The sequence below is a fragment of the Methylocella sp. genome, from assembly GCF_044226135.1.
Taxonomy (GTDB): Bacteria; Pseudomonadota; Alphaproteobacteria; order Rhizobiales; family Beijerinckiaceae; genus Methylocapsa.
Genome location: NZ_JBGAHM010000009.1, coordinates 71985 through 96616 on the forward strand (window position 1 = coordinate 71985; position 24632 = coordinate 96616).

Genomic DNA, 24632 nt, shown 5'->3' on the forward strand with positions numbered 1-24632 from the left:
GGCCCGACGTGCCGGAGCGTGAAGGCCCTCGTCGCGGCCGACGCCGGGCGCGGCGTTCCGCCATGCCCGGCGCGCTGTTGTGTCCAGGCCGCGTCAGTTGGCGTCCTGCGCCGCCTTGAAGGCGGCCTCCAGCTTGGCCTTATCTTCGTCAGTCAGCTTCGGCGGATCGAGCGCAAGGGTCAGCCTGGCGATCTTGCCGGTGAAGGGGAACGGCAGGCGATAGTCGGCGTCGTCGACCGGGGTGCCGGTGTCGGCGCCGATATCGAAGGTCTCGTCCCATTGCAGGATGAGCGGGACCGTGTGGTCCATCTTCTGGGTCGCCACCACCTTGCCGTCCACCGAGAGGACGCCGACGCCGGAGCGCCCGATGCCGCTCGTGTTGTTGAAGGCGAGGGTGGCGAAGCCCAGCCCGTCATACTTGAAGTCATAGACGAGCGTGTGCTTGCCGGGGCTGAGCGCCTCGGGGCCCTGCCACTTGACCCGCTTCAGATCGAGCAGGTTCCAAGTGAACACGGGCTTGCCCTTCAGCAGATAGAGCCCGAAGCCGCCGAACCTCCCGCCTTCCGTCAGGATCACGCCCTCGGCGCCGGCCTGCGGCACGTCGATCTCGGCGGTGATGGTGTAGGAGGAGTTCAGCACCTGCGGCGCGCCGCCGTGCGGAATGCCGGTGACCTGGACGCCGGAATAGTCATAGACCAGCCGACCGCCGGTCATGTCCGGGCGCGGCGCGACAAGGCGCGTCGCCACCGAGGCGTCGAGCGGCAGGACCTGATACTTCGCGAACTCCGCGAACATCAGCTCCCTCATCTCCTGGAGCTTGGCCGGCTGCTCGGCGGCGAGGTCATGGTCCTGGGTCCAGTCCTTCGCCACGTTGTAGAGTTCGAACTTGTAGGCGCTGGCCGGGTTCAGGATGGCCTTGCCGAGCAGTTTCCACGGCGGGCGCACCGGCGCCGCGCTGAGCATCCAGCCGTCATTGTAGAGGCCCTGAACGCCCATCATCTCGAAATACTGGATGTGGTGGGTGGAGGGCTTGTCGGCTCCGTCCTTGCCGAAGGTGTAGACCATGCTCACGCCTTCGATGGGCTTCTGCCCGACGCCGTCCACCATGGCCGGAGCCGGGACGCCGGCGGCCTCGAGAAGGGTCGGCAGCACGTCGATGACATGGTGGAACTGGTTGCGGACGCCGCCCTTGTCGGTGATGCGCCCGGGCCAGGAAATGGCCATGCCCTGGCGGGTGCCGCCGAAGAAGGAGGGGATCTGCTTCATCCACTTGAAAGGCGTGTCGAAAGCCCAGGACCACGGCACCGCGAAATGGGGATAGGTCTGGTCGGAGCCCCAGACGTCGTAGAACTTCATCTGGTCCTTGACCGGCAGCTCGACGCCGTTGAACTGCAGCACCTCGCTTGGCGTGCCGTTGGGCGATCCTTCCGCCGAGGCGCCGTTGTCGCCGGAGATGTAGATGATCAGCGTGTTGTCGAGCTGCCCCATGTCCTGCACCTTCTGGATCACCCGACCGATCTCGTGATCGGTGTAAGCGAGGTAGGCGGCATAGACGTTGGCCTGACGGATGTAGAGCTTCTTCTCCTCGTCGTTCAGGCTTTCCCAGCGCTTGAGGAAGCCGTCCGGCCAGGGGGTGAGCCTGGCGTCCTGCGGGATCACGCCGAGCTTCTTCTGGTTGGCGAAGATGGTGTCGCGAAGCTGGTTCCAGCCCCCATCGAACAGGTGCATGGCCTCGATCTTCGCGATCCACTCCGGCGTCGGGTGATGCGGCGCATGGGTGCCGCCCGGCGTGTAGTGGACGAACCAGCGCATGTTCGGATTGAGGTCATGCAGCATCGACAGCCAGTGGATGGCGTCGTCCGCCTGGGCCGTGGTCAGGTTCCAGCCAGGATTGCCGATATAGGGATAGATGGCGGCGGTGTCGTTGAACAGGTTGGGCTGCCATTGGCTCGTGTCGCCGCCGACGAAGCCGTAGAAATGCTCAAAGCCCAGGCCGGTGGGCCACTGGTCGAACGGGCCGGCCTGGGTGGCCGCCCAGTCGGGCACATTGTGATCCTTGCCGTACCATGCGGTGCGGTAGCCGTTGTCCTTCAGAATCCGGCCTACGGTGGCCGTTTCCTTGCCGATGATGGAATTGTAGCCGGGAAAGCCCGTGGACTGCTCGGCGATGACGCCGAAGCCCACCGAGTGGTGATTGCGCCCGGTGAGCAGAGCCGCGCGGGTTGGCGAGCACAAGGAGGTGGAATGAAAATTGGTGTAGCGCAGGCCGTCATTGGCGATGCGGTCGAGCGCCGGAGTCGGGATCACGCCCCCGAAGGTGGAGGGCGCCGCAAACCCGACGTCGTCGGTCATGATCAGCAGGATATTGGGCGCGCCCTTCGGCGGCGTCACAGTGGCCGGCCAATAGGGGGTGGACTGCGCCGCATTGAGCTCGATCTGCCCCCTGAAGGGCTGCGGCGCCGGCGGCAGGTAGTTCCCATCTATGGTGATCGTGGCGTTGGGCGAGCCGGGCGTTCCGGCGATCTGCTGCGCCCGGGCCTCGCCGGCGAAGCCCGCGACGGCCGCCAGGACGCCCGCCAGCGCCGTAAGAGCCGCCACGCCGCCGCGGCGGAGGCGCGCGAAGCCTGGTCGGTCCAGTTGTTTCGGCATATCCCTATCCCTTCTCCCTATCTCTTCGGCATGTCTGTGGCGCAAGCCGCACGATGGCGGCCGACGCCCGCTCGAGCGGTCTTTCGCCGCGGCGCATGGAAAAATTGCGCTCGATCTTGCGGTCGACAATACTGCGGCTGCGGAGATAGAACTTGGTTATTCCTGCCAAAGCCGCTCTGGCCACGGTCACGCTTGGGGGCCTGCGGCGACGGCTCACGGAAGAGGACCGCCATGCCTCCCATTCCTCTGATGCGCTTCGGAACGCTTCAACCGTTCCTGAGATATGCCAGCGCATGCGATGAGCGGACCCTGACCGTCGCCGAGGACGCCGGCCTGCCGCTGCAGGTGATCAGCGATCCCGACGCGCTCATTTCCGGGGAGCGCGCCCTGCATGTGGCCAACGCCCTTTCTCGCAAGCTCAGCATGGCCGATTTCGGGTGGAGGGTGGGAGAATCGACCGATCTTGCGGAGCTCGGCGCCTTCGGCTTGCGGATTCTCGAGGCCCCGACGCTGCATGCGGCGCTCGCGCGCGCAGCGGAGGAGTTCAGCCAGTTCAATTCGGCATGCGTGCTGCGGCTCGAGGTCGAGGACGGCGTGATTTGCCTGCAGCACCTGCTCGAGAGGAGCGAGAGGGATGAGGTGGCGGGCCAGGCCCAGCAATTCGCGCTCTCGCTCCTGCTGAACATTGTCCGGCGCTACGCCGGCCCGCAGTGGCGGCCGGGCCGCTCGAAACTCCCGGCGAATGTCTTTTCCTATATTCCGGCTGAAGAGGCTGAACGCAATCGCCTGCGGCCGTCAGACCGCTGCGAGGCCTCCGTCACCATCGCTGCGTCCTTGCTCGGTCTCCCGCTCAGGTCCGGCGCGGCCGGCTCCGGGAACGGGGCGGACTGGAAAGGCAAGCCGAAGCTCAGCCATGAGTTCGTGCAATCGGTGGAATGCGTCATCCACTCCATGTTCGGCAGCGGCAAGATCACGGCGGACCGGGTCGCGAAGACAGGCCAGATGAGCGTGCGTTCCCTCCATCGGGAGATGGCCGCCCGCGACGCTTCGTTTGGCCACACGCTCAATCGGCTGAGATTGCGGCGCGCCCACACGCTGCTCACGGCGTCGTCCATGAAGATCGGCGAAATCGCGGATTTCCTGGGCTATGCCGAGCAGTCGAACTTCAACCACGCCTTCCGGCGCTGGACGGGAGCCTCTCCCGGCGCCTATCGCGCGCTGTCGCGAGCCAGTTCGGCGCGGTAGGGCGCCGCCGCGCGTCTTCGCGTCCGCGCGGCGTCGAAGCCCTGCCTCGACGCCGCCGGTCCTGCGTCAGTCCTTCGCGCCGGCCTTGGCCCGGTTCGCCTTGATCTTGGCCTCCACGTCGGCTGTGATCTGGTCGATCGTGAAGCTCGCCGACTCCTGGCTCGGCGGATAGTCGACGAAGGTCTGAAGCAGCGCGCCGGCGTGCGTCGTCGCCTGCATCAAAAGATAGTCGTTCTTGACCAGCCAGTCATAATACTGGTCGGAGACGACGTCGGCGCGCTCATAGGGGTCCATGCGCAGGTTGAACAGCTTTGGCACCCTGTAGCAGGTCAGCGGCTCCATCCACACCTCGAAGCCGCCGGGCGTCTTCTGCTCGCAGAACACGGTTTTCCAGTCGCCGTAGCGGTAGCCGACGAGATCGCCGCCGTCGTCGAAATAAGCGAATTCGCCGCGCGCGCTTTTCGGCGCCTTTCCGGTCAGGAAGGGCAGCTGGTTGTAGCCGTCAAGATGCACCTTGAAGGTCTTGCCGCCGAGCGAGGCTCCGTTGAGCAGCTTCTCCTTGACGTCCGATTCTCCGGCCGCGGCCAGCAGGGTCGGGAACCAGTCGAGGCCGGAGATCATCTCGGTCGAGACTTCGCCGGCCTTGACGTGTCCGGGCCAGCGGACCATCGCCGGCACGCGGAAGGCGCCTTCCCAGTTGGTGTTCTTTTCGGAACGGAACGGCGTGGTCGCGGCGTCCGGCCACGACCACTGGTTCGGCCCGTTGTCTGTGGTGTAGATGACGATGGTGTTCTTCGTCACGCCGAGGTCGTCGAGCGCCTTGAGCAGCTTGCCGACGTCGCCGTCATGCTCGATCATGCCGTCGGCGTAGTCGTTGCCGGGCATGCCGCTCTGGCCCTGCATCGACGGCCGGACATGGGTGAAGGCGTGCATGCGGGTGGTGTTCATCCAGGTGAAGAACGGCTTGCCGGCCTTGACCTGCCGCTGCATGAAGTCGATCGCGGCGGCCGTGGTTTCGTCGTCGATGGTCTCCATCCGCTTCTTGTCGAGCGGGCCCGTGTCCTCGATCTTGCCGTCGGCGGAGCTTCTCAGCACGCCGCGCGGCGAATTCGACTTGACGAAGGCGGGGTCGTCCTTCGGCCAGTAGGGGCGTTCAGGCTCCTCCTCGGCGTTGAGGTGGTAGAGATTGCCGAAGAACTCGTCGAAGCCGTGGTTGGTCGGCAGATATTCGTCGCGGTCGCCGAGGTGGTTCTTGCCGAACTGTCCGGTGGCGTAGCCGAGCGGCTTCAGCGCCTGGGCGATGGTCACGTCGCGCGGCTGGAGGCCGACGCTCGCGCCGGGAATGCCGACCTTGCACAGGCCGGTGCGCTTGCACACCTGCCCGGTGATGAAGGTGGAGCGGCCCGCCGTGCAACTGTTCTCGGCGTAATAGTCCGTGAAGCGCAGGCCCTCGTTCGCGATGCGGTCGATGTTGGGGGTCCTGTAGCCGACGACGCCGTCGCCGTAGGCGCTGATGTTGGTCAGTCCGATGTCGTCGCCGAAGATGACGAGGATGTTCGGCTTCGCAGACGGCTCCGGCGCCGGCGCGGTCTGCGCCAGGCTCACGTTCGTCACGCCTGACAGGACGGTCGAAATTACAGCCGCCGACGCCAGGAGCTTTTTGATCTTCATGTTGGGCCTCCTTTAGCACGCTTCGGAACGTCAAGACGCATCCCGGGAACGATTCCCGCCGCGGCGGCGCCTGCTTCGCGGCGGGAATCGTTCCCGGGAGCAGGCCCAAATCAGTTCCAGCAGGTCGGTTCGAGCAGGTCGGTTCGAGCAGTTCGGTTCGAGCAGTTCGGTTCGAGCAGTTCGGTTCGAGTCAGTAAAAGAAAAAAACGAAGAGACGGCGACAACCGGCGCCATGATCGCGAAAACATTCAGGCGAGACATCCGACGCTCGCCGTGCTTCCCTTGCGCATCCGCTTTGAAGCGCGAAACGGTGGCACGCGCCGGGCGTGGTCGTCAAGAACGCCGGCGGCGCCGCATGGCGCATCGCAGGCGCGGTCCGCCCCAACGCGGTTCGCCCAAGCGCGGCCTCCACAACAGACGCGCGGACATCTGGGGCCAACGGCCGCGCCCCGGTTGAGTTCACGGCGGAGGTCGGATTAATCTGTCCGCCCGTTCACGAAAATGACGGCGGGCCGTCATGCTGAAGCGGAACAAAAACGGCCCATGATCATTCCCCGAAGCTCGGCGCGCCCGACAAGGCTCTCGACGCGGCTTCAGGGAGGGGCGCGGCCGACATGCAGGCCGGCTGAACCCCGCCGTCCGTCCGAGAGGGAACGACATGCCGGCCCGCGACGCGATTCTCGACATCCAGTCCCGTGTGAACGCTTCGGTCATCGGCCAGGAGCGTGTGGTCGAGCGCCTCGTCGTCGCCCTTCTGGCGAACGGCAACGTGTTGATCGAAGGCTTGCCGGGGCTCGCCAAGACCCGCGCCGTGAAAAGCCTGTCGCAAGCGCTCGAAAGCGATTTCAGCCGCATCCAGTTCACGCCGGACCTGTTGCCTTCCGACATCACCGGCGGCGAAATCTACCGCGCGGAGTCCGCCGGCGCGGGCGCGTTCGAATTCCGCAAGGGGCCGATCTTCGGCAATCTGGTGCTCGCCGACGAGATCAACCGCGCCCCGGCCAAGGCGCAGTCGGCCCTGCTCGAAGCGATGGAGGAACGCCAGGTCACGGTCTCCGGCGCGCGCTATCCGCTGCCCGAGCTGTTCATGGTGCTCGCCACGCAGAATCCCATCGAGCAGGAGGGGACCTATCCGCTGCCGGAGGCGCAGATGGACCGTTTTCTCATGCATGTGCGCATCGACTACCCAAGCGACGCCGACGAAGCGAAAATCCTGCGGCTGGCGCGCGCGGAGGCCGCCGGAACGGCCGAGGCCGCGCCGCCGAAGGTTCCCCAGAGCGCGGTGTTCGCGGCCCGCGAGGAGATCGACGCGGTGACGATGGTGGAGGCGGTCGAGCGCTACATCGTGGCGCTCGTGGCCGCCACGCGCCGCCCGGCCGAATTCGGCGACCAGTTGAAGACCTGGATCGGCGTCGGCGCGAGCCCGCGCGGCACGCTCGCGCTCGACCGCGCCTCGCGCGCCCACGCCTGGCTGCAGGGGCGGACCTATGCGACGCCCGAAGACGTCCAGAACGTCGCCCATGACTGCCTCCGCCACCGCGTCTCGCTGACCTATGAGGCGAGCGCCGACGGCAAGCGCGCCGACGACGTGATCGACGAACTGCTCCGCCAGGTGGCGGTCGCGGTGTGAGGAGGCGGCGATGGCGCGGACCTCCGGCATGAAGCCCGACGCAAGCGAAGCGCGGGCTTACGTCACGCTCGACGACCTGCTTTCGCTGAACCATCGCGCCAAAGGCTTCAGCTTCCTGCCGAAGCAGCCGGTCCATTCGCTGCTCGCCGGCCGCCACGCCTCGCGGCTGCGCGGACGCGGCCTCGACTTCGAGGAGCTGCGCCAGTATTGCGAGGGCGACGACGTGCGCGCCATCGACTGGCGCGCCACGGCCCGCCTCGGGGAGCCGCAGGTGCGCGTCTATGCCGAGGAGCGCGACCGGCCGGTTCTGCTGCTCGTCGACCAGCGGCTCAGCATGTTCTTCGGCAGCCGTCACGCCATGAAGTCGGTCGTCGCCGCCGAGGCCGCGGCGCTCGCGGCCTGGCGGACGACCTCGCTCGGCGACCGGGTCGGCGGACTGGTGTTTTCCGAAAACGGCATGGACGAGGTGCGCCCCCGGGCGCGCCGGGGCGCCATCGGGCCGCTGTTCGAGGCGATCGTCCGCCACAATCGCGCGCTGAGGAGCGACGATCCGCGCAGCCTTGATCCGACGCTGCTCAACGTCGCGCTGGCGCGGGCGTCGCGGCTGCTGCCGCATGACGGGCTCTTGACCTTCGTCACCGACGCCGCCGGCGCGGACGCCGAGACCGTGCGCCTGACGACCGAAATCTCGGCCCATAACGACGTGCTCGCCATTTTCGTGTTCGACCCGCTCGAAGCCGAATTGCCCGACGTCGGCCGCGTCGCGATCGCCGACGCGGGGCGGCGGATCGAGATCGACAGCTCCGCCCGCGGCCTGCGCCGGCGCTTCGCCGCGAGCTTCGTCGAGAGGCGGGAGGCGATCGAGGGCTTTTCCCGCAAGCGCGCCATGCCCGTGCTGCCGCTCTCGACCGCGCGCGACGTCGCCGGGCAATTCCGCGAACTGCTCGGCCGGCGGCTGGCGCGCACGCCGGCGAAGGGCGCGGGAGCTCAGGCGAGATGACGGACGACGCCGCCCTCTCCCGCCTCGCCGACGTCGTGGCGCCGGCGCCCGCGCCATGGTGGCCGCCCGCGCCGGGCTGGCTGATCCTCGCCGCGGCGGCGCTCGCCGCGCTCGTCATCCTGACCGCGGCGGCGGTCAGGCGCTGGCGGCGCGACGCCTACCGGCGCGCGGCGCTGGCCGAACTCGACCGGCTGGCCCCGGCCGCCGACGCGGCGGGCGCCGCCGCCGTCTCCGCCGTGCTGAAGCGGGCCGCGCTCGTCGCCTATCCGCGCGTCGACGTGGCCTCGCTCACGGGCGGCGCCTGGCTCGCCTTCCTCGACCGCACCGGCGGCGACGGTTTTTCGGGGCGCGCGGGCCTCGCCGGGGCGGCGTCGGGCGCGCCTGCCGGCGACGGCGCGGCGCTGCTGGCGTCGGCGCGGCGCTGGGCGCGGCGCCACCGGGGGGAGGGCTAGCATGCTGTCTTTCGCCTACCCCTGGCTCGCGCTGCTGGCGCCCCTGCCCGCGCTGGCCTACTGGCTGGCGCCGGCCTATGCGCCGCGCCGCCCGGCCCTGCGGGCGCCGTTCTTCGCCACCCTCGCGCGGCTGACGGAAGCGTCGCCGGGCGGGCGGGGCGGCGTCGAGCCGGGCGGCCTGCGGCGGTTTCTCGTCCCTGGCCTCTCGTGGCTCCTGGTCCTCGCCGCGCTGGCCCGTCCGCAATGGACGCTGCCGCCGATCCATCAGGACCGGCCGACGCGCGACCTGCTGCTGCTGGTCGATCTTTCAGCCTCGATGGACACGCCCGACTTCACCGACGCGGCGGGCGCCAGAGTGAGCCGCCTCGTCGCCGCCAAGCAGGCGCTCGACGATTTTCTCGCCCGCCGCCAGGGCGACCGCGTCGGCGTCGTCGTGTTCGGCGACGCGCCCTTCCCGCTCGTCCCCTTCACCGCGGACCTCGGCCTCGCCCGCGAGCTTCTCGGCGAGATGCAGGTCGGCGTGGCGGGGCCCCGCACCGCCTTCGGCGACGCCATCGGGCTCGGCCTCAACCTGTTTTCGACCTCGACCGCGCCGGCCAAAACCATCATCGCGCTGACCGACGGCAACGACACGGCGAGCCGGGTCCCGCTGGCGGAGGCGGCGCAGGCGGCGCGCGACAGGGGCGTCGTGATCCATACGGTCGCGGTGGGCGACCCGGCGGCGGCGGGCGAAGACAAGCTCGACGAGGCGGCGCTCCGGCAGGTCGCCGAGATCACGGGCGGCGGCTTCTATCGCGCGATGGACCGCGCCCAGCTCGCGCAGATCTACGCCCGGCTCGACCAGATCGAGACGCGCAGGGTCGACTCCGTCTCGTTCCGGCCCAAGGTCGAGCTTTACTGGGCGCCGCTCGCCGGCCTCCTGCTGCTGTCGATGCCGGCGCAGGCGCTGCGCCTCCTGCGCCGGCCGCGCCGGCGGGCGCAGGAGGCTGTTTCATGAGCGGCGGCCCCCTGATCGAGAGCCTTGCGCAGTTTCATTTCCTGCGCCCGTGGTGGCTGCTGCTGGCCGCGCCGGCGTTCGGCCTGTGGGCGCTGCAACGGCGCGCGGCCGACGTCGCGGCGCGCTGGCGCAGGGCGATCGACCCGGTTCTGCTGCGTCATCTCATCGTCGACGGCGGCGGGCGCCGGCGGGCGAGCCCCGAGACCCTGCTGCTGGCGACATGGATCGTCGGCGCCGTCGCCGTGGCCGGGCCGAGCTGGCGGCAGGCGCCGTCGCCGTTCGCGCAGGCGGCGCGGCCGGCGATGTTCGTCCTCAAGGTCACGCCGTCGATGCTCGAACGCGACCTCGCCCCGACCCGCCTCGACCGGGCGCGGCAGAAGATGTCCGACCTGCTCAGGCTGCGCGAAGGCGCGCCGACCGGCCTTGTCGCCTACGCCGGCTCGGCGCATCTCGTTCTGCCGCCGACCTCCGACGGCGCGGTGACGAACGAAATGGCCGGCGCCCTCGCGCCGGACCTGATGCCGCGCCAGGGCGACGCGCTGGCGCAGGCCGTGACGCTCGCCGCCGCCACGCTCAAACATGCGGGACAGGGCGGCTCGATCCTCATCTTCGCCGACGCCGCGCCGGCGCTCCAAAACGCCGCGCCCGGCGCGCCGGTCATTCTGTTCGCGATGCTGCCGCAGGCGCGCGCCGCCTCGGATCCCTCGCTCGCGGCGGCGGCCTCGGCGCTTCACGCCAGACTCGTGGCGACGACGCTCGACGACGGCGACGTCGCGGAGCTGGCGCAGATCCTTGCGACCGCCGGGCCGCCGCCGCCGGCGCCGGGCGAGGGCGAAAGATGGGAGGAGGCCGGATATTGGTTGACGCCCCTGCTCGCGCTGATGGTCCTGTTCTGGTTTCGTCGCGGATGGGCGCTGGCGTGAGGACCGCGCGCGCCTTCGTGTGGCTCGGCGTGGCGCTCGTCGCGGGGCTGGGCCTCGGCGCCTGGCGGGTCGGCTGGCCGAACCTTTGGGCGAGCCCCGACCAGCGCGGCCGCTTGCTGTTCGAGCGCCAGCGCTGGTCCGACGCCGCCGCCGCGTTCCAAGACCCGCTCTGGCGCGGCGTCGCGCAATTTCGCGCCGGCGATTTCAAGGCGGCGGAGGCGACCTTCGCCGGCGTCGACACGGCGCAGGGCGCCTATGACCAGGGCAATGCGCTGACGATGCTCGGCAAATATGAAGAGGCGACAAAGCGCTACGATCGCGCCCTTGAGCTGCGGCCCGGCTGGCCCGAGGCCGAGGCCAACCGCCGCATCGCCGCGCTGCGCGCCGAACGGCTCAAATCGCCCGGCGCCGACGTGGGCGACCAGCGCGAAGGCGCGGATCGGATCGTCTATGACAAGGACGCCGTCGCGCCCGAAGGACGGGAGACGCAGACCGCCGGCGCGCCGATGGACGACGAGGCGGTGCGCGCGCTGTGGCTGAAGCGCGTGCGCGCGCGGCCCGCCGATTTTTTGCGCGCGCGATTCGCCTTTCAGCTTGAGGCAGGACAGGCGCCGGCGGACGCGGCGCAGGGAGGCAAGCCATGAGGTGGCTCGCGGCGCTTCTGGCGTTCGCCGGGCTGGTCGCGCCGCTCGCCGCGCAGGACGCGTCAGTCGGCGCTCCGCCGCCGGCGGTCGTCGTGCGGCAGAGCGTCGATCCGGCGTCCGGCGCGGTGGTCGGGCAGCGCGTGGCGATCTATGTGGACGTGCTGTTTCGCGGCAGGATGCCGCGGCCGCCGCGCCTGAGCCTGCCGGACACGCCCGGCGCGCAGATCTTCCGCTTCGAGACGCAGGGGCTCACCCTTCGCGAGACCATCGACGGCGAGGCCTATGTCGGCCAGCGCTTCGAATTCGCGTTCTACGCCCGCCGCGGCGGCGCCTTTGAGGCGCGGCCCGCCGTCGTGACACTGCTCGACGCGGACGGCGGCGTGACCGGCCATGCCGAGGGACAGGCGACGCGCTTCGACGTGGCCGCGCCGCTGGGGGTCGACGTGTCGCAGCCCGTCGTCGCCGCCCAGAGCCTCGCCCTCGACGAGCAATGGAGGCCGGCGCCGACCGGCCCGTTCAAGCCCGGCGACGCGCTGACGCGGGTCATCTCCCGCAGCGCCGAAGACGTGCCGGGCCTCGCCATGCGCGATCTCGCCTTCCCCGCGCCGGACGGCGTGCGCGCCTATGTCGACCCGCCCGACATCGACGACCGCAGCGAGCGCGGCGTCGTCACGGGACGCCGGACGGACCGCGTCACCTATGTTTTCGAGCGCGGCGGCGCCTTCGCGCTGCCGGCGGTCGTTCAGCCCTGGTGGGATCTTGGCTCCCGCAGCCTGAAGAGCGCCGAGGCTCCGGGAGCCACGATCCGCGTCGAGGAGCCTCCGCCCGCGCCCGACGCGCCTCGCCCTTCAGGGCGCCTCGACGCCGCGCGTCTCGCGCTGCTCGCGGCGGGCGGCCTCGGCCTGGCCGCGCTCGCCCTTGCCGCGGCGCGTCTGGCGCGGCGGCGGCGGTCCGATCCCGAGCGCGCGGCCTTCGCCGCCCTGCGTCGCGCCTGTTCGGGCGCCGACGCCGCGACGATCTACCGGCGCTTCTCGGACTGGGCGCGGACGCTGCCGCAGGAGCGCCGCCGCGCCGCGCGAAACGCCATGACCGGGCTTGAGGCCGCGCTGTTCCGCACGCCGGCGAAAGACTGGAGCCGCGACGACTCCCGCCGGCTGCTCGCCGACGCTCAGGCCCTGCGCCGGCCGCCGCAGGCCGGAGCGGTTTCGCCGCTGCCTCCGCTCAACCCGGGCGGGACGGGCGCGCCGTTTTCGTAGGGCGCCCCTTACAGCCTGCCGCCGGCGTGCGGCGGCGGCGCGGCCGCAAGGCTTACGCAAGCCCCTTCTGATAGTCCTTCACGTCGGAGAAGGCGGCCTCCGGCCATTTCTCCTGCTCGTAGCGCAATTCCCAGGCCGAGGTCGCCATGAACACGGGCGCGCCGTCGAGGTCGGCCGCCATCGCCGAGCCGTGCGCCCGCATGAATTTCTCAAGCTCGGCCGGGGTCGAGGCGCTCACCCAGCGGCAGGTCTCGAAGCGGCTCTGCTCGAAGCCGGCGTCAAGGCCATATTCAGCCTTGAGCCGCTCGGCGAGAACGTCGAGCTGCAGCGCGCCGACCACGCCGACGATGGCGCCGGAGCCGTCGTTTGGCAGAAACAGCTGCACCACCCCCTCCTCGGCCATCTGGCCGAGCGCCTCGCGCAGCTTCTTCGCCTTCATCGCGTCGCTGATCTTGACCCGGCGCAGGATTTCCGGCGCAAAGCTCGGCACGCCGCGAAAGACGAGGTCCTCGCCCTCGGTCAGCGTGTCGCCGATGCGCAGCGCCCCATGGTTGGGGATGCCGACGACGTCGCCCGGGAACGCCTCTTCGGCCAGCTGGCGGTCCTGGGCGAAAAAGAACTGCGGCGCGTTGAGCGCGATGTTCTTGCCGGTGCGCGCCAGCTTGGCCTTCATGCCGCGCCGCAGCCGGCCCGAGCACACCCGCATGAAGGCGATGCGGTCGCGGTGGTTCGGGTCCATGTTCGCCTGGATCTTGAACACGAAGCCGGTCATCTTCTCCTCGCGCGGGTCGACATGGCGCGAGGCGGCGTCAAGGCCCTGCGGCTCGGGGGCGAAAGCCTTCAGCGCGTCGATCAGGTCGCGCACGCCGAAGGCGCGCAGCGCGCTGCCGAAATAGAGCGGCGTCAGATGGCCTTCGAGAAAGCTCTTCCGGTCGAAGCTCTTGAGCCCCATGCGGGCGAGCTCGATCTGCTCCTGCGCGACCGCGAAATCGGCCTCGCCGAGAAGCTCGCGCAAAAACGGGTCGTCGGGGCCGCGGACGGGATGGGGCTCGCCGTCGCGGTCGATCCGGCGCACGATGTCATGGGTCAGGTCATAGGTGCCTTTGAACGCGCGTCCGAAGCCGAGCGGCCAGCTCATCGGCGCGACGTCGAGCGCCAGCGTCTTCTCGATCTCGTCGATCAGTTCGAACGGGTCGCGCGTCTCGCGGTCGAGCTTGTTGACGAAGGTCAGGATCGGGATGTCGCGCAGCCGGCACACCTCGAACAGTTTTCGCGTGCGGGCTTCGATGCCCTTGGCCGCGTCGATCACCATGATCGCCGAATCGACCGCGCTCAGCGTGCGATACGTGTCCTCGGAGAAATCCTCGTGGCCCGGCGTGTCGAGGAGGTTGTAGACGCAGCCGCCATATTCGAAGGTCATGACGGAGGTCACGACCGAGATGCCGCGCTCGCGTTCGATGCCCATCCAGTCCGAGCGGGTCTGGCGGCGGTTGGCCTTGGCCCGCACCTCGCCGGCGAGCTGGATCGCGCCGCCAAACAGCAGCAGCTTTTCGGTCAGCGTCGTCTTGCCGGCGTCCGGGTGCGAAATGATGGCGAAGGTGCGCCGGCGCGCCACCGGATCGCCGGCGGGAGCGTTATAGGGAGCTGAAACGGTCATGGCCGGGTTCAGTGGCGGCAAGGAGGCGGGCTGTCAACCGGCGGCGAAGACGGAGCAGGAGCGGCCATGGCGCAGGCGGACGATCCTTTCGATCTCGCGCGGTTCGTCGCAGCGCAGGACGGCGTGCTCGAAACCGCCATGGCCGAGCTGCGCGCCGGGCGAAAGCGCAGCCACTGGATGTGGTTCGTCTTTCCCCAGATCGCCGGGCTCGGCGCCAGCGCCATGGCGCGGCGTTACGCGATTTCGGGGATTGAAGAGGCGCAGGCCTATCTCGCGCATGAGCTTCTGGGGCCGCGGCTGAAGGCGTGCGCGCGGCTCGTCATGACGCATGAGGGGCTTTCGGCGCGCGACATTTTCGGCGCGCCCGACGACGCGAAAGTCTTCTCGTCCCTGACGCTGTTCGCCGAGGCGGCGCAAGAGAGGAGCGAGTTCAGCGCGGCGCTGGACACATTCTTCAGGGGCGCGCGCGACGCCGCGACGCTGGACCGGCTCGGGACGGACGCGCGCCTGGACTGAAACCGCGCGTCAGGGATTTGCGTCGCGCCCTTCGCCGCGCGCCGCGAAAAAATGATCCATCGGCCCATGCCCCCCCTCGCGCCCGACCCGCAGCGCGCCGGCGCCTCTCAGCGCGCCGGTGACATAGGCCTTGGCCGCGACGATCGCCTCCAGCATCGGCTCGCCGCGCGCGCGAAAGGCGGCGATGGCGGAGGACAGCGTGCAGCCCGTGCCATGGGTGTTGCGGGTGTTCACGCGCGGCGCGGAAAGAATCTCCTCGGTCTCCGCGTCAAGAAAGAAATCCTCGCTCGTCTCGCCGCCGGCGTCGCCGCCCTTGACCAGCACGGCGCGCGCGCCGAGCCGCATCAGCCGGTCGGCCGCCTCGCGCATGGCGTTTCGCCCGAGCGGGCGCGCGACCCCGGCGAGCCGGCGCGCCTCGTCGAGATTGGGCGTGACGAGCGAGACGAGCGGAAACAGGCGCTCGATGATCGCCGCCTCCACCCCCTCGCCGGCGAGCGCGTCGCCGCTCGTCGCGGCGAGCACCGGGTCAAGGGTCACAAAGGCCGGTCTGAAGCGGGCGAGCCGGTCGGCGACGACGCCGACCGTTTCGGCCGAGCCCAGCATGCCGATCTTGACGGCGGCGACCTCGACGTCCTCGAAAATCGCGTCGATCTGCGCGCCGACGAAATCGGCCGGCGGGAGATGCGTGGCGCGCACCCCTTGCGTGTTCTGCGCCGTCAGCGCCGTGACCACGGCCATGCCGTAGCAGCCGAGCGCGGAGAAGGTCTTGAGATCGGCCTGAATCCCCGCCCCGCCTGACGGATCGGAGCCGGCGATGGACAGAAGATTGGGGCTTTGCGTCGTTGCGGGCGTCGCTGCGGTCGCGGTGTTCATGGCTCGACCTTTCCTTGCCCGCCCGCGCGAGCTTCAGGCGCGGGCTTCGCGCCTGCGTCGGCCGAAGGGCGCGGAGAGAACGCTCCAGAGCGTGAATCCGACGACGAAGCCGAGGCCGCCGAGCGCGAAACCTTCCGTCGTGACGGGAACAGCCGGCTCGAAGCTTTCGTAGGCCCGCGCCCCGAGCTTCGGGTCGAACTGCGTCGCGAGCGCGACGAGGCGGCCGATCGGCCCCGCCTGCGCCATCGCCTGATTGGCGCTGACGAGCTTCTCAAGACGCTCGGAGGTTTCCTGCATCTGCGCGCCGCGCCCGCGCACGAGGCCGTCGTCGCTGGAGAGCAGGCGGTCGACGCCCTGCCGCGACGTCAGGCCGAAGCGGGCGCTGTCGGCGTCGAACTGCGCGACGATCGCCTGAAGCTCGTCGATCGCGCCGCCGAGCCGCTGGCGATATTGCTGCGCATATTCGGGGACCTGCGAGCCCACGACGCCGGCGGCGAGGCCGACGCAGAGCCCGAGCCTCGTCCGTAACGTTCCCATGCGCCTCCCGCCTGAGCGTCGCAAGCAGCCGACCGGAGCGTGACGCGCCGCCGTGGCGGCTTCAGGGCGCCGATCGCTTTTCTTCAACGCGCGGCCAGCGGCCCGCGCCGAAAAAATTTCAGGCCTCGGCCGGCTCGCGCGTCTCGGCCGGGTCGATCAGCCCCAGCGCCTCGCGCAAAACCTCGGCGCCCGCGCCGCGGCCGACCCCTTTCGTCGCGAGATGGCGGCGGAAGGCGCGCGCGCCGCGCCGCCCGTTGAACAGGCCGAGCATGTGCCGCGTCATGGCGGCGAGCGGCACGCCTTCGGCGCGTTTTTGCTCGATGAACGGGATATAGGCGAGCGCCGCCTCCATCGCGTCTTCAAAAGGCGCCGGCTCGCCGAACAGCCCGGGATCGACGCGCAGCAGCAGCGCCGGGTCGTGGTAGGCGGCGCGCCCGACCATCACGCCGTCGACATGGGCGAGTTCTTCGCGCATGGCGTCGAAATCCGCCAGCCCGCCGTTGAGCACGACCGGGACGTCCGGGAACGCCTGCTTCAGCCGCCGCACCAGCCCATAGTCGAGCGGCGGGATGTGGCGGTTGTCCCTCGGCGAGAGCCCTTCGAGCCAGGCCTTGCGCGCATGGACGATCAGCGCGTCGGCGCCCGCGGCGACGACCGCCCCGGCGAAGCCGAACAGCGCCTCCTCGGGGTCCTGCTCGTCGACGCCGATGCGGCATTTGACCGTGACCGGAAGCCGGACCGCCGCCTTCATCGCGGCGACGCCTTCGGCGACGAGCGCCGGCTCGCGCATCAGGCAGGCGCCGAAGGCCCCCTTCTGCACCCGCTTCGACGGGCAGCCGACATTGAGGTTGATCTCGTCATAGCCGTAATCGGCGCAGATGCGCGCGACCGCCGCGAGATCTTCGGGCTCGCTGCCGCCGAGCTGGACCGCGACCGGATGCTCGACCGGCTCGAAGCCGAGCAGGCGCGCGCGCGGGCCATGCAGCACGGCGCCGGTCGTGACCATCTCGGTGTAGAGCCGCGCGCGGCGCGACAGCAGCCGATGCAGGACCCGGCAGCGCGAATCGGTCCAGTCGAGCATCGGCGCGACGCAGAAATGATAGGGGGAGAAACCGCTGATTTTTCAGAACCTCTGCAAACAGGGCGGCGAGGCGGGGCCGCGCCGCGCCCCTCGCCTCAATCAAAGGCTTCGGGGCTGAAATCCTCGCCGCACCATTTGCGCCATTGCGCCGCCTCCATGGCGTCGGCGAGCCGGCGCAGCCTGCGGATCGTCGCGGCGGCGCCGTCCTCGCGCGCCGCGCAGGCGAGCTGGACGCTCAGCATGGCCTCGAGCACCTTCGATTTCGGCGCGCCGCCGGCATACATGTCGCCGAGCTTTTCGAGCCAGCCCTGGCGCAGCGCGCGCGCCAGCGCCTCCGAGTCCTCGCTCATCTTTCGGGTCCCGTTCCGAAGCGCCGATCCGGAACGCCATGATAGCCGATTTTCGCGCACGCCGGAACGTCGTGCGAAAGCTTCAGGCGGCGACGGCGAGCTCCATTTCGGGCACGTCGCCTGACACGATCAGCCGCGCCGCGGTCGCCGCCCGGATCGCCTCGACCGAGACGTCGGGCGCGCGCTCGCGCAGGACGAGCCCCTCGTCGGTCGGCTCGATCACGGCGAGCTCGGTGACGACCAGCGTCACCCGCCGCAGCGAGGTGAGCGGCAGGGTGCAGGCCGGCAGGATCTTCGGCGCGCCCCTGGCCGTATGCTGCATGGCGACGATGACGCGGCGCGCGCCGGTGACGAGATCCATCGCCCCGCCCATGCCCGGCACCATCTTGCCCGGCACCATCCAGTTGGCGAGCAGGCCCTTTTCGTCGACCTGCAGCCCGCCGAGCACGGTGGCGTCGAGATGGCCGCCGCGGATCAGGCCGAAGGACACCGCGCTGTCGACCGTCGCCGCGCCCGGCACGGCGGTGACGAAGCCGCCGCCGGCGTCGGTCAGGTCGTCCCACTCCATGCCGTCGGGAGGCGGCGCGCCCATGCCGACGATGCCGTTCTCGGACTGGAACAGGATGCCGGAGCTGTGCGGCAGGAATTGCGCGACGCCGGTCGGCAGGCCGATGCCGAGATTGACGAGCGTGCCCGGATGCAGCTCGCGCGCGACGCGGCGCTGGATGATTTCGACAGGCGTCATCAGCGGGCCCTTTCGATGAGATGGTCGACGAGCACGCCCGCGGTGTCGACGGCGTCCGGCGGCACCGCGCCGACGGGCAGGATCTCGCGCGGCTCGGCGATCACCACCGCCCCGGCCATGGCCATGACCGGATTGAAGTTCGTCGCCGTGAGCTGATACGACAGATTGCCGTTGTAGTCGGCGCGCTCGCAGGCGACGAGCGCGAAATCGGCCGCAAGCGGCGGCGCATAGAGCCAGCTCTCGCCGTCGATCTCGATGACGCGCCGGCCTTCGGCGGCGAGCGTGCCGAGCCCCGTCTTGGTCAGGACGCCGCCGAGCCCGTAGCCCGCCGCCCTGATGCGCTCGGCGAGCGTGCCCTGGGGCACAAGCTCGACCTCCATCTCGCCCGAGATCATCTTTTTCTGGGTTTCGGGATTGAGGCCGATATGCGAGGCGACGACCTTCGCGACGCAGCCCGCCGAAACGAGCCTGGCGAGGCCGAAGCCGGGCCTTCCCGTGTCATTGGCGATCACGGTCAGATTCTTGCGGCCGGCGGCGACGATCGCGTCGATCAGGCGGTGCGGCGAGCCGACCCCCATGAAGCCGCCGATCATCACCGACGCGCCGTCGGGGATGAGGGCCGCCGCGTCAGCGGGCGATATGGCGCTTTTCATGCTCAAGCCTGCTCCTGCTGGTCAGCTCCCGCACAGCAATACTCAAGCCCCCGTCTTTCGCAAGCCGCCTGGGCGCCTGCCGCGTCCACGACCTCAGGAGAGCTGGAAGGCGCAGGCGGCGCCGGCTAGGCTCGGTCCGGACCGGCTGATTCGCCGCGCCGGACGCATGGCTCGACCCGGCGTCCCGAACCGGCCGCGTCTTTGGGGGGAAGGACGCCGCATGGATCTCCTGATCGCGCTCGCCGCGCTGTTTCTCCTGATGTTCGTCGCCTATCGCGGCTTCAGCGTGATTCTGTTCGCGCCGATCGCCGCCATGCTGGCGGTGCTCGTCACGGACCCGTCCGCCGTCCCGACCGTCTTCACCTCCCTGTTCATGGAGAAGATGGTCGCCTTCCTGAAGCTCTATTTTCCGGTGTTCCTGCTCGGCGCGGTGTTTGGCAAGGCGATCGAGCTGTCGGGCTTCTCGCGGGCCATCGTCGCCGCCGTCGTCGGGCTCATCGGCGCCTCGCGCGCGATTCTCGCCATCGTGCTGGTCTGCGCGGTGCTGACCTATGGCGGCGTCTCGCTGTTCGTCGCGGTGTTCGCGGTCTATCCCTTCGCCGCCGAGCTGTTCCGCCGCTCCGACATCCCGAAGCGGCTGATTCCGGGAACAATCGCGCTCGGCGCCTTCAGCTTCACCATGGACGCCCTGCCCGGCACGCCGCAGATCCAGAACATCATTCCCTCGGCCTTCTTCCACACCACGGCCTGGGCCGCGCCCGTCCTTGGCGTCGTGGGCGCGATCTTCATTCTGGTCTCGGGCCTCGGCTGGCTCGAATGGCGCCGCCGCCAGGCCGCGGCGAAGGGCGAAGGCTATGGCGCGGGCCAGCTCAACGAACCGGAGACCGAGGCCGACGCGCCGCTCGCCTCGCCCTATGTGGCCATCGCGCCGCTCGTCGTGGTGTTCGTCTCGAACAAGCTTTTGACCATGCTGATCGCCTCCGCCTATCCCGGCCGGCATGAGGTCAGGCTCGCCGGCATGAGCGCGCCGGTCGTCTCCGACGCCGCGGCGCTGACGGCGATCTGGGCGGTGCAGGGCGCGCTCATTCTGGGCGTTTTGACCGTGTTCGCCCTCGCCTTCCGTCCGCTGACGCGCAAATTCGCCGACGGCTCCAAAACGGCGGTCGCCGGCGCCCTGCTCGCCGGCATGAACACGGCCTCCGAATATGGCTTCGGCGCGGTGATCGCCGCGCTGCCCGGCTTCGTCTTCATCCGCGACGCGCTGGGGAGCATCGGCGATCCGCTGGCCAAGGTCGCGATCAGCGTCTCGACCCTCGCCGGCGTCACCGGCTCGGCCTCGGGCGGGCTGTCGATCGCGCTCGCCGCCATGTCTCAGCAGTTCATCGCGGCGGCGGACGCCGCGCATATTCCGATGGCCGTGCTGCACCGCGTCGCCGCCATGGCGTCGGGCGGCATGGACACGCTGCCGCACAATGGCGCGGTGATCACCGTGCTCGCCGTCACCGGCCTGACGCATCGCCACGCCTACGCCGACATTTTCGCGGTCACCGTGCTGAAGACGGCGGCCGTGTTCGTGGTCATCGGCTTCTATTACCTGACCGGGCTTTATTGAGCGTCTGCGCCGCGCCGCAGCCCGATGACACGAAAAATCCCCCTCCGCCGGCGGGCGAAGGGGGATTTTACGTCCTGCGAAACGCCGGCGCGGTCAGGAGGCGGCGACGGCCTCTTCCTCCTCGGCGCCCTGGACGGGCCCCGAGTCCTTGCCCTTGGCGCTGACGTCGCGGTCGACGAATTCGATCACCGCCATGGCCGCGTTGTCGCCGTAGCGGAAGCCGGCCTTGAGCACGCGGGTGTAGCCGCCGTTGCGGTCCTTGTAGCGCGGGCCGAGCACCGCGAAGAGCTTGCCGACGAGGGCGACGTCCTTGATCTGGGCGATCGCCTGGCGGCGGGCGTGCAGGTCGCCGCGCTTGCCGAGGGTGACGAGCTTTTCGACGACGGGGCGAAGATCCTTCGCCTTGGGCAGGGTGGTGACGATCTGCTCATGCTTGATGAGCGCCTGCGCCATGTTGGCGAACATCGCCTTGCGATGCTCATGGGTGCGCCCGAAGCGGCGATGCGCGTTGCCGTGATACATTTGGCCTTCTCCGTTTGATTATGACGGCCGCCGCGCCACGGGTCGGCCGTCCTTTATGCGCCCGTCTTTGCGGGCGAAGCGCGGACGGGGCCGCCGCGCGCGGCCCCGAAGTCTCAGTAGTGCTCCTCGAAGCGCTTGGCGAGGTCGTCGATGTTGTCCGGCGGCCAGCCATTGACCTCCATGCCGAGGTGGAGGCCCATCTGCGCGAGCACTTCCTTGATCTCGTTCAAGGACTTGCGGCCGAAGTTCGGGGTGCGCAGCATCTCGCCCTCGGACTTCTGGATGAGGTCGCCGATGTAGACGATGTTGTCGTTCTTCAGGCAGTTCGCCGAGCGCACGGAAAGCTCGAGCTCGTCGACCTTCTTGAGCAGCGCCGGGTTGAAGGCGAGCTCGGGGATCGAAGGCGTCGACTCGACGCGGCGCGGCTCCTCGAAATTGACGAAGACGTTGAGCTGGTCCTGCAGGATGCGCGCGGCGAAGGCCACGGCGTCCTCAGGGGTCAGCGCGCCATTGGTCTCGACCTGCAGCGTGAGCTTGTCGAGGTCGAGGTTCTGGCCCTCGCGGGTGTTCTCGACGCGGTAGCTGACCTTGCGCACCGGAGAATAGAGGCTGTCGATCGGGATGAGGCCGATCGGCGCGTCTTCGGCGCGGTTGCGCTCGGCCGCGACATAGCCCTTGCCGGTGCTGATGGTGAACTCCATGCGGATCTCGGCGCCCTCGTCGAGGGTGCAGATGACGAGGCTGGGGTTCAGGACGACGATGTCGCCCGTGGTCTGGATGTCGCCGGCCGTGACCTTGCCGGGGCCCTGCTTCTTGAGGACGAGGCGCTTCGGCCCGTCGCCCTGCATCTTGACGGCGATGTCCTTGATGTTGAGAACGATGTCGGTCACGTCCTCGCGCACGCCCGGAATGGACGAGAACTCATGCAGCACGCCGTCGATATGGACGGAGGTGATGGCCGCGCCCTGCAGCGAGGACAGCAGGATGCGGCGCAGGGCGTTGCCGAGCGTAAGGCCGAAACCGAGCTCGAGCGGGCCGGCGACGACGGTCGCGACGCGCTTGGGATCGTCGCCCGGGATCACCTCGAGCTTGTTGGGTTTGGTGAGCTCCTGCCAGTTCTTCTGAATCACGAACAGAGCCTTTCTGACGGTGCGGCGCCCGTTTCGGCGCCGGACAAGTCTTGCCGTATGTTATAAGATGCGGCGCTCCGGAGCGCTTTCCGATCGGAGGCGGAAGCCCGATCGGAAAGCGTTCCTGCGCCGGGGCTTGAGCGGCGCCCCGTCGGGGAGGCCGCCGGAAACGCCTCGGGCCGACGGCGGCGGCGCGGGCCGCAACACCGGCGACGCGCGGCCCTGGACTGAAATGCGCGTCGCGCCGCGCGGCCCTTTGGAGCCGGCGGCGCCTGAAAATCAGCCGGCCGCCTTCGGCCCGGAGCGCGTCAGACGCGGCGGCGCTTGCGCGGCCGGCAGCCGTTGTGCGGGATCGGCGTGACGTCGCGGATCGAGGTCACGGTGAAGCCCGCCGCCTGCAGCGCGCGCAGCGCGGATTCGCGGCCCGACCCGGGGCCCGACACCTCGACCTCGAGCGTGCGCATGCCGTGCTCGGCGGCCTTGCGCGCGCAATCCTCGGCCGCCATCTGCGCGGCGTAGGGGGTCGACTTGCGCGAGCCCTTGAAGCCCATGGTGCCGGCCGAGGACCAGGAGATGGTGTTCCCCTGCGCGTCGGTGATGGTGATCATGGTGTTGTTGAACGTCGAGTTCACATGCGCGACGCCCGACGCGATGTTCTTGCGTTCGCGACGGCGGACGCGGGTGGTTTCCTTGGCCATGATGCTCCAGACTGTCCTTCAGGCGCGCCCGTAACGCCAGGCGCTAGGGAGGGCGGCGGCCGCTGCGGGCCGCGCGCGAAATTACTTCTTCTTGCCGGCGATCGGCTTCGCCTTGCCCTTGCGGGTGCGGGCGTTGGTGTGGGTGCGCTGGCCGCGCACCGGCAGCTGGCGGCGATGACGCAGGCCGCGGTAGCAGCCAAGGTCCATGAGGCGCTTGATGTTGATCGCCACCTCGCGGCGCAGGTCGCCCTCGACGAGATAGTCGCGGTCGATGGTCTCGCGGATCTGCAGCACCTCGGCGTCGGTCAGTTCGGAGACGCGGCGCGCGTCCGGAATATTGACCTTCTTGCAGATCTCCTCGGCCTTCTTGGAGCCGATGCCGTGAATATATTGAAGCGCGATGACGACGCGCTTGTTGGTCGGAATGTTGACGCCGGCGATACGTGCCACAGATCTTCTCCATGTGAGCCGCGGCGGGGCCGCGTAAAGACTCCCGCGTCCGGTGGAGGCCGGCCCCTGCGGGAGCGCCCAGATTGCTCGAAGACGCAAGAAACGCCTCCGGAAACTCGCGTTTCAGGCTGAAGGGGTGCGCATAACCGATCATCGCGATGGCGTCAAGCGCTTTCGCCAGGGCGGGCGACGGCGGCCGGAGCCGCCGGCCGGGCGTGCGCGAAGCTTCGCGCAGCGTCCCGCCCCAGCTTCGCCGCGGCGCGCGAGGCCCGTTCGGACGCGCCCGCTTTGGCGCCGAATCATTTCGGAACGCCGGATCTCGGGCGCCAGACCCGTCTCAGCCGAACGAGCGCATCTTGTCCCGCCGCCGGCGGCCGGAGAAATCCGGCGCGGCGCGCAAGACCGCGCGGCGAACATGCGCCGCTCCCGGCCCGCGGCCGCGGGCCGGCGAGACACAGGCCCTTTTCGCCGGCCGCATGCGCGCTTGACGGCGACGGCCTGGCTGACGCCGGCCGGCCGGCGGACCTGTCTTTACTTTGTGTTTATGCGCCCCGGCGGTCGGGCGCGGCGATTGGCGAGACGGCGGAATAGCCGCGACACAGCTCAGAGCGCGGCGACGACATGGCGCCATGGCAAATGGCTACTTGGCGGCTTGGCGGCTTGGCGACGACGTGACGGCGGCGGTCTTGTGAAAAAAGCCGCAAAAGGAGCGGTTGCAATCCAGATTCGTTTGGGCCATATAGCCGGGGCCGGCGGCGACGCCTCCGGCTCGGACGCGGGTGTAGCTCAGGGGTAGAGCACAACCTTGCCAAGGTTGGGGTCGTGGGTTCGAATCCCATCGCCCGCTCCAAATTTCTCCAAATAATCAACGACTTATAACGAAGCCGCCGAGAGGCGGTTTTGTCGTTTTCGGCTTGGTGACCACTTGGTGACCACCGATGTTGGGAGTACCCATCAGTTCTCCCCCTGGGGAAAACTGCGCACCCTCTATCGAAACGAGGTGGCTCGCCATCGCACGCAGTTGATACGGGCCTGTAATTGCCTGATCGAACTGACCACCGATCCCGCTCCGACGGAAAGACGGCTGATCCACTTCGCGAAGCGCGGGCAGCGGTCGTAGAGGTCATTGCCAAGGATGTTCATGAGAAGCCCGATCTGGAGTTCCATGCGAGGTCTCCCGTCGGCATGTCTTGGAACTCAGCGAAAACGGCTAGCGCCCGTGCGCGTTCCGCCGTGGTGAGGGAGTAGAAGCGGCGCCGGAGCCGGCCCACCTCCTTGGGGTCCACGTCCTCCCAATCGCCCTTGAGCCAATCGGCCGTCTCCAACCGGGCCAGCATCGGA

The 24632-nt window shown here is 69.4% G+C and carries 24 protein-coding genes and 1 tRNA gene; 11 read left to right on the plus strand and 14 right to left on the minus strand.

The features are described 5' to 3' along the window. Positions 1–93: 93 nt before the first annotated feature. Positions 94–2649, minus strand: coding sequence for an arylsulfatase (locus ACILRB_RS06475; protein ID WP_395665482.1), 2556 nt, complete (start codon positions 2647–2649; stop codon positions 94–96). Between the two features lie 231 nt (positions 2650–2880). Here ACILRB_RS06475 and ACILRB_RS06480 point away from each other — a divergent pair, with 231 nt between their 5' ends. Then, the gene (locus ACILRB_RS06480) at positions 2881–3894 is read left to right on the plus strand and encodes a helix-turn-helix domain-containing protein (protein ID WP_395665483.1); all 1014 of its coding nucleotides are present in this window, start codon (positions 2881–2883) and stop codon (positions 3892–3894) included. A gap of 66 nt (positions 3895–3960) precedes the next feature. Here the strand turns inward: ACILRB_RS06480 and ACILRB_RS06485 are convergent, their stop codons facing one another. Next, on the minus strand, positions 3961–5565 hold the full coding sequence (locus ACILRB_RS06485; protein ID WP_395665484.1) for an arylsulfatase: 1605 nt from the start codon (positions 5563–5565) through the stop codon (positions 3961–3963). Between the two features lie 658 nt (positions 5566–6223). On the opposite strand from ACILRB_RS06485, the gene ACILRB_RS06490 reads away from it, so the two are divergent. From ACILRB_RS06490 to ACILRB_RS06520, 7 genes are read left to right on the plus strand one after another with little or no spacing between them, the layout of a single operon-like run. After that, on the plus strand, positions 6224–7195 hold the full coding sequence (locus tag ACILRB_RS06490; protein ID WP_395665485.1) for an AAA family ATPase: 972 nt from the start codon (positions 6224–6226) through the stop codon (positions 7193–7195). 10 nt (positions 7196–7205) lie between these two features. Further along, positions 7206–8195, plus strand: a complete 990-nt coding sequence (locus ACILRB_RS06495; RefSeq protein ID WP_395665486.1) for a DUF58 domain-containing protein — start codon at positions 7206–7208, stop codon at positions 8193–8195. After that, the gene (locus ACILRB_RS06500) at positions 8192–8647 is read left to right on the plus strand and encodes a DUF4381 domain-containing protein (protein WP_395665487.1); all 456 of its coding nucleotides are present in this window, start codon (positions 8192–8194) and stop codon (positions 8645–8647) included. Before ACILRB_RS06495 ends, ACILRB_RS06500 begins: the two co-directional genes overlap by 4 nt. A 1-nt stretch (position 8648) precedes the next feature. After that, entirely contained in the window at positions 8649–9644 is a 996-nt protein-coding gene (locus ACILRB_RS06505) for a VWA domain-containing protein (protein WP_395665488.1), read from the plus strand. Further along, a complete protein-coding gene (locus tag ACILRB_RS06510; protein ID WP_395665489.1) occupies positions 9641–10567 on the plus strand; it encodes a VWA domain-containing protein in 927 nt (308 codons plus the stop codon). The genes ACILRB_RS06505 and ACILRB_RS06510 overlap by 4 nt, the downstream gene beginning before the upstream one ends. After that, positions 10564–11211, plus strand: a complete 648-nt coding sequence (locus ACILRB_RS06515) for a tetratricopeptide repeat protein (protein ID WP_395665490.1) — start codon at positions 10564–10566, stop codon at positions 11209–11211. The genes ACILRB_RS06510 and ACILRB_RS06515 overlap by 4 nt, the downstream gene beginning before the upstream one ends. Next, positions 11208–12467 (plus strand): hypothetical protein, encoded by a 1260-nt coding sequence (locus ACILRB_RS06520; protein WP_395665491.1) that lies wholly within the window; start codon positions 11208–11210, stop codon positions 12465–12467. The genes ACILRB_RS06515 and ACILRB_RS06520 overlap by 4 nt, the downstream gene beginning before the upstream one ends. 52 nt (positions 12468–12519) lie before the next feature. Here ACILRB_RS06520 and ACILRB_RS06525 read toward each other — a convergent pair whose 3' ends face one another. Beyond that, positions 12520–14124, minus strand: a complete 1605-nt coding sequence (locus tag ACILRB_RS06525; protein ID WP_395665492.1) for a peptide chain release factor 3 — start codon at positions 14122–14124, stop codon at positions 12520–12522. 66 nt (positions 14125–14190) lie between these two features. Between ACILRB_RS06525 and ACILRB_RS06530 the strand changes: the two genes are divergently transcribed. Next, a complete protein-coding gene (locus tag ACILRB_RS06530) occupies positions 14191–14640 on the plus strand; it encodes a DUF1810 domain-containing protein (protein WP_395665493.1) in 450 nt (149 codons plus the stop codon). A gap of 9 nt (positions 14641–14649) precedes the next feature. Here the strand turns inward: ACILRB_RS06530 and thiD are convergent, their stop codons facing one another. The 6 genes from thiD to ACILRB_RS06560 all read right to left on the minus strand — a co-directional run bounded on the left by thiD (position 14650) and on the right by ACILRB_RS06560 (position 18879). Further along, entirely contained in the window at positions 14650–15513 is an 864-nt protein-coding gene (gene thiD / locus ACILRB_RS06535) for a bifunctional hydroxymethylpyrimidine kinase/phosphomethylpyrimidine kinase (RefSeq protein ID WP_395665494.1), read from the minus strand. Between the two features lie 33 nt (positions 15514–15546). Continuing rightward, on the minus strand, positions 15547–16050 hold the full coding sequence (locus ACILRB_RS06540) for a DUF2937 family protein (RefSeq protein ID WP_395665495.1): 504 nt from the start codon (positions 16048–16050) through the stop codon (positions 15547–15549). Positions 16051–16168: 118 nt separating this feature from the next. Then, entirely contained in the window at positions 16169–17170 is a 1002-nt protein-coding gene (gene dusA, locus ACILRB_RS06545; RefSeq protein ID WP_395665513.1) for a tRNA dihydrouridine(20/20a) synthase DusA, read from the minus strand. Between the two features lie 56 nt (positions 17171–17226). Next, the gene (locus tag ACILRB_RS06550) at positions 17227–17481 is read right to left on the minus strand and encodes a hypothetical protein (RefSeq protein ID WP_395665496.1); all 255 of its coding nucleotides are present in this window, start codon (positions 17479–17481) and stop codon (positions 17227–17229) included. An 82-nt stretch (positions 17482–17563) separates the two neighbouring features. Then, entirely contained in the window at positions 17564–18226 is a 663-nt protein-coding gene (locus tag ACILRB_RS06555; RefSeq protein WP_395665497.1) for a 3-oxoacid CoA-transferase subunit B, read from the minus strand. Further along, entirely contained in the window at positions 18226–18879 is a 654-nt protein-coding gene (locus ACILRB_RS06560; protein ID WP_395665498.1) for a CoA transferase subunit A, read from the minus strand. Before ACILRB_RS06560 ends, ACILRB_RS06555 begins: the two co-directional genes overlap by 1 nt. 220 nt (positions 18880–19099) lie before the next feature. On the opposite strand from ACILRB_RS06560, the gene ACILRB_RS06565 reads away from it, so the two are divergent. Next, a complete protein-coding gene (locus ACILRB_RS06565; RefSeq protein WP_395665499.1) occupies positions 19100–20491 on the plus strand; it encodes a GntP family permease in 1392 nt (463 codons plus the stop codon). A gap of 93 nt (positions 20492–20584) precedes the next feature. On the opposite strand, the gene rplQ is transcribed toward ACILRB_RS06565, so the two are convergent. From rplQ to rpsM, 4 genes are all read right to left on the minus strand, one after another. After that, positions 20585–21013 carry a 50S ribosomal protein L17 gene (gene rplQ / locus ACILRB_RS06570; RefSeq protein ID WP_395665500.1) on the minus strand — a complete coding sequence of 143 codons (429 nt, stop codon included), beginning with the start codon at positions 21011–21013 and terminating at the stop codon, positions 20585–20587. Positions 21014–21126: 113 nt separating this feature from the next. Beyond that, a complete protein-coding gene (locus ACILRB_RS06575; RefSeq protein WP_395665501.1) occupies positions 21127–22143 on the minus strand; it encodes a DNA-directed RNA polymerase subunit alpha in 1017 nt (338 codons plus the stop codon). A gap of 308 nt (positions 22144–22451) precedes the next feature. After that, entirely contained in the window at positions 22452–22841 is a 390-nt protein-coding gene (gene rpsK / locus ACILRB_RS06580; protein ID WP_374305666.1) for a 30S ribosomal protein S11, read from the minus strand. Between the two features lie 81 nt (positions 22842–22922). Next, complete coding sequence (gene rpsM, locus ACILRB_RS06585) at positions 22923–23291, minus strand: 30S ribosomal protein S13 (RefSeq protein WP_395665502.1); 369 nt, start codon at positions 23289–23291, stop codon at positions 22923–22925. A gap of 775 nt (positions 23292–24066) precedes the next feature. On the opposite strand from rpsM, the gene ACILRB_RS06590 reads away from it, so the two are divergent. After that, positions 24067–24141 (plus strand) — tRNA-Gly (locus ACILRB_RS06590). A 137-nt stretch (positions 24142–24278) separates the two neighbouring features. On the opposite strand, the gene ACILRB_RS06595 is transcribed toward ACILRB_RS06590, so the two are convergent. Then, positions 24279–24458: a hypothetical protein gene (locus ACILRB_RS06595; RefSeq protein ID WP_395665503.1), complete on the minus strand. Its 180-nt coding sequence runs from the start codon at positions 24456–24458 to the stop codon at positions 24279–24281. Between the last annotated feature and the right edge of the window lie 174 nt (positions 24459–24632).

Excerpts from the sequence above, each read along its gene's own strand:
- ACILRB_RS06475 (WP_395665482.1), bottom strand. The coding sequence starts at position 2,649 with ATGCCGAAACAACTGGACCGACCAGGCTTCGCGCGCCTCCGCCGCGGC.
- ACILRB_RS06480 (WP_395665483.1), top strand. The coding sequence starts at position 2,881 with ATGCCTCCCATTCCTCTGATGCGCTTCGGAACGCTTCAACCGTTCCTG.
- ACILRB_RS06485 (WP_395665484.1), bottom strand. The coding sequence starts at position 5,565 with ATGAAGATCAAAAAGCTCCTGGCGTCGGCGGCTGTAATTTCGACCGTC.
- ACILRB_RS06490 (WP_395665485.1), top strand. The coding sequence starts at position 6,224 with ATGCCGGCCCGCGACGCGATTCTCGACATCCAGTCCCGTGTGAACGCT.
- ACILRB_RS06495 (WP_395665486.1), top strand. The coding sequence starts at position 7,206 with ATGGCGCGGACCTCCGGCATGAAGCCCGACGCAAGCGAAGCGCGGGCT.
- ACILRB_RS06500 (WP_395665487.1), top strand. The coding sequence starts at position 8,192 with ATGACGGACGACGCCGCCCTCTCCCGCCTCGCCGACGTCGTGGCGCCG.
- ACILRB_RS06505 (WP_395665488.1), top strand. The coding sequence starts at position 8,649 with ATGCTGTCTTTCGCCTACCCCTGGCTCGCGCTGCTGGCGCCCCTGCCC.
- ACILRB_RS06510 (WP_395665489.1), top strand. The coding sequence starts at position 9,641 with ATGAGCGGCGGCCCCCTGATCGAGAGCCTTGCGCAGTTTCATTTCCTG.
- ACILRB_RS06520 (WP_395665491.1), top strand. The coding sequence starts at position 11,208 with ATGAGGTGGCTCGCGGCGCTTCTGGCGTTCGCCGGGCTGGTCGCGCCG.
- ACILRB_RS06525 (WP_395665492.1), bottom strand. The coding sequence starts at position 14,124 with ATGACCGTTTCAGCTCCCTATAACGCTCCCGCCGGCGATCCGGTGGCG.
- ACILRB_RS06530 (WP_395665493.1), top strand. The coding sequence starts at position 14,191 with ATGGCGCAGGCGGACGATCCTTTCGATCTCGCGCGGTTCGTCGCAGCG.
- thiD (WP_395665494.1), bottom strand. The coding sequence starts at position 15,513 with ATGAACACCGCGACCGCAGCGACGCCCGCAACGACGCAAAGCCCCAAT.
- ACILRB_RS06540 (WP_395665495.1), bottom strand. The coding sequence starts at position 16,050 with ATGGGAACGTTACGGACGAGGCTCGGGCTCTGCGTCGGCCTCGCCGCC.
- ACILRB_RS06550 (WP_395665496.1), bottom strand. The coding sequence starts at position 17,481 with ATGAGCGAGGACTCGGAGGCGCTGGCGCGCGCGCTGCGCCAGGGCTGG.
- ACILRB_RS06555 (WP_395665497.1), bottom strand. The coding sequence starts at position 18,226 with ATGACGCCTGTCGAAATCATCCAGCGCCGCGTCGCGCGCGAGCTGCAT.
- ACILRB_RS06560 (WP_395665498.1), bottom strand. The coding sequence starts at position 18,879 with ATGAAAAGCGCCATATCGCCCGCTGACGCGGCGGCCCTCATCCCCGAC.
- ACILRB_RS06565 (WP_395665499.1), top strand. The coding sequence starts at position 19,100 with ATGGATCTCCTGATCGCGCTCGCCGCGCTGTTTCTCCTGATGTTCGTC.
- rplQ (WP_395665500.1), bottom strand. The coding sequence starts at position 21,013 with ATGTATCACGGCAACGCGCATCGCCGCTTCGGGCGCACCCATGAGCAT.
- rpsK (WP_374305666.1), bottom strand. The coding sequence starts at position 22,841 with ATGGCCAAGGAAACCACCCGCGTCCGCCGTCGCGAACGCAAGAACATC.
- ACILRB_RS06595 (WP_395665503.1), bottom strand. The coding sequence starts at position 24,458 with ATGGAACTCCAGATCGGGCTTCTCATGAACATCCTTGGCAATGACCTC.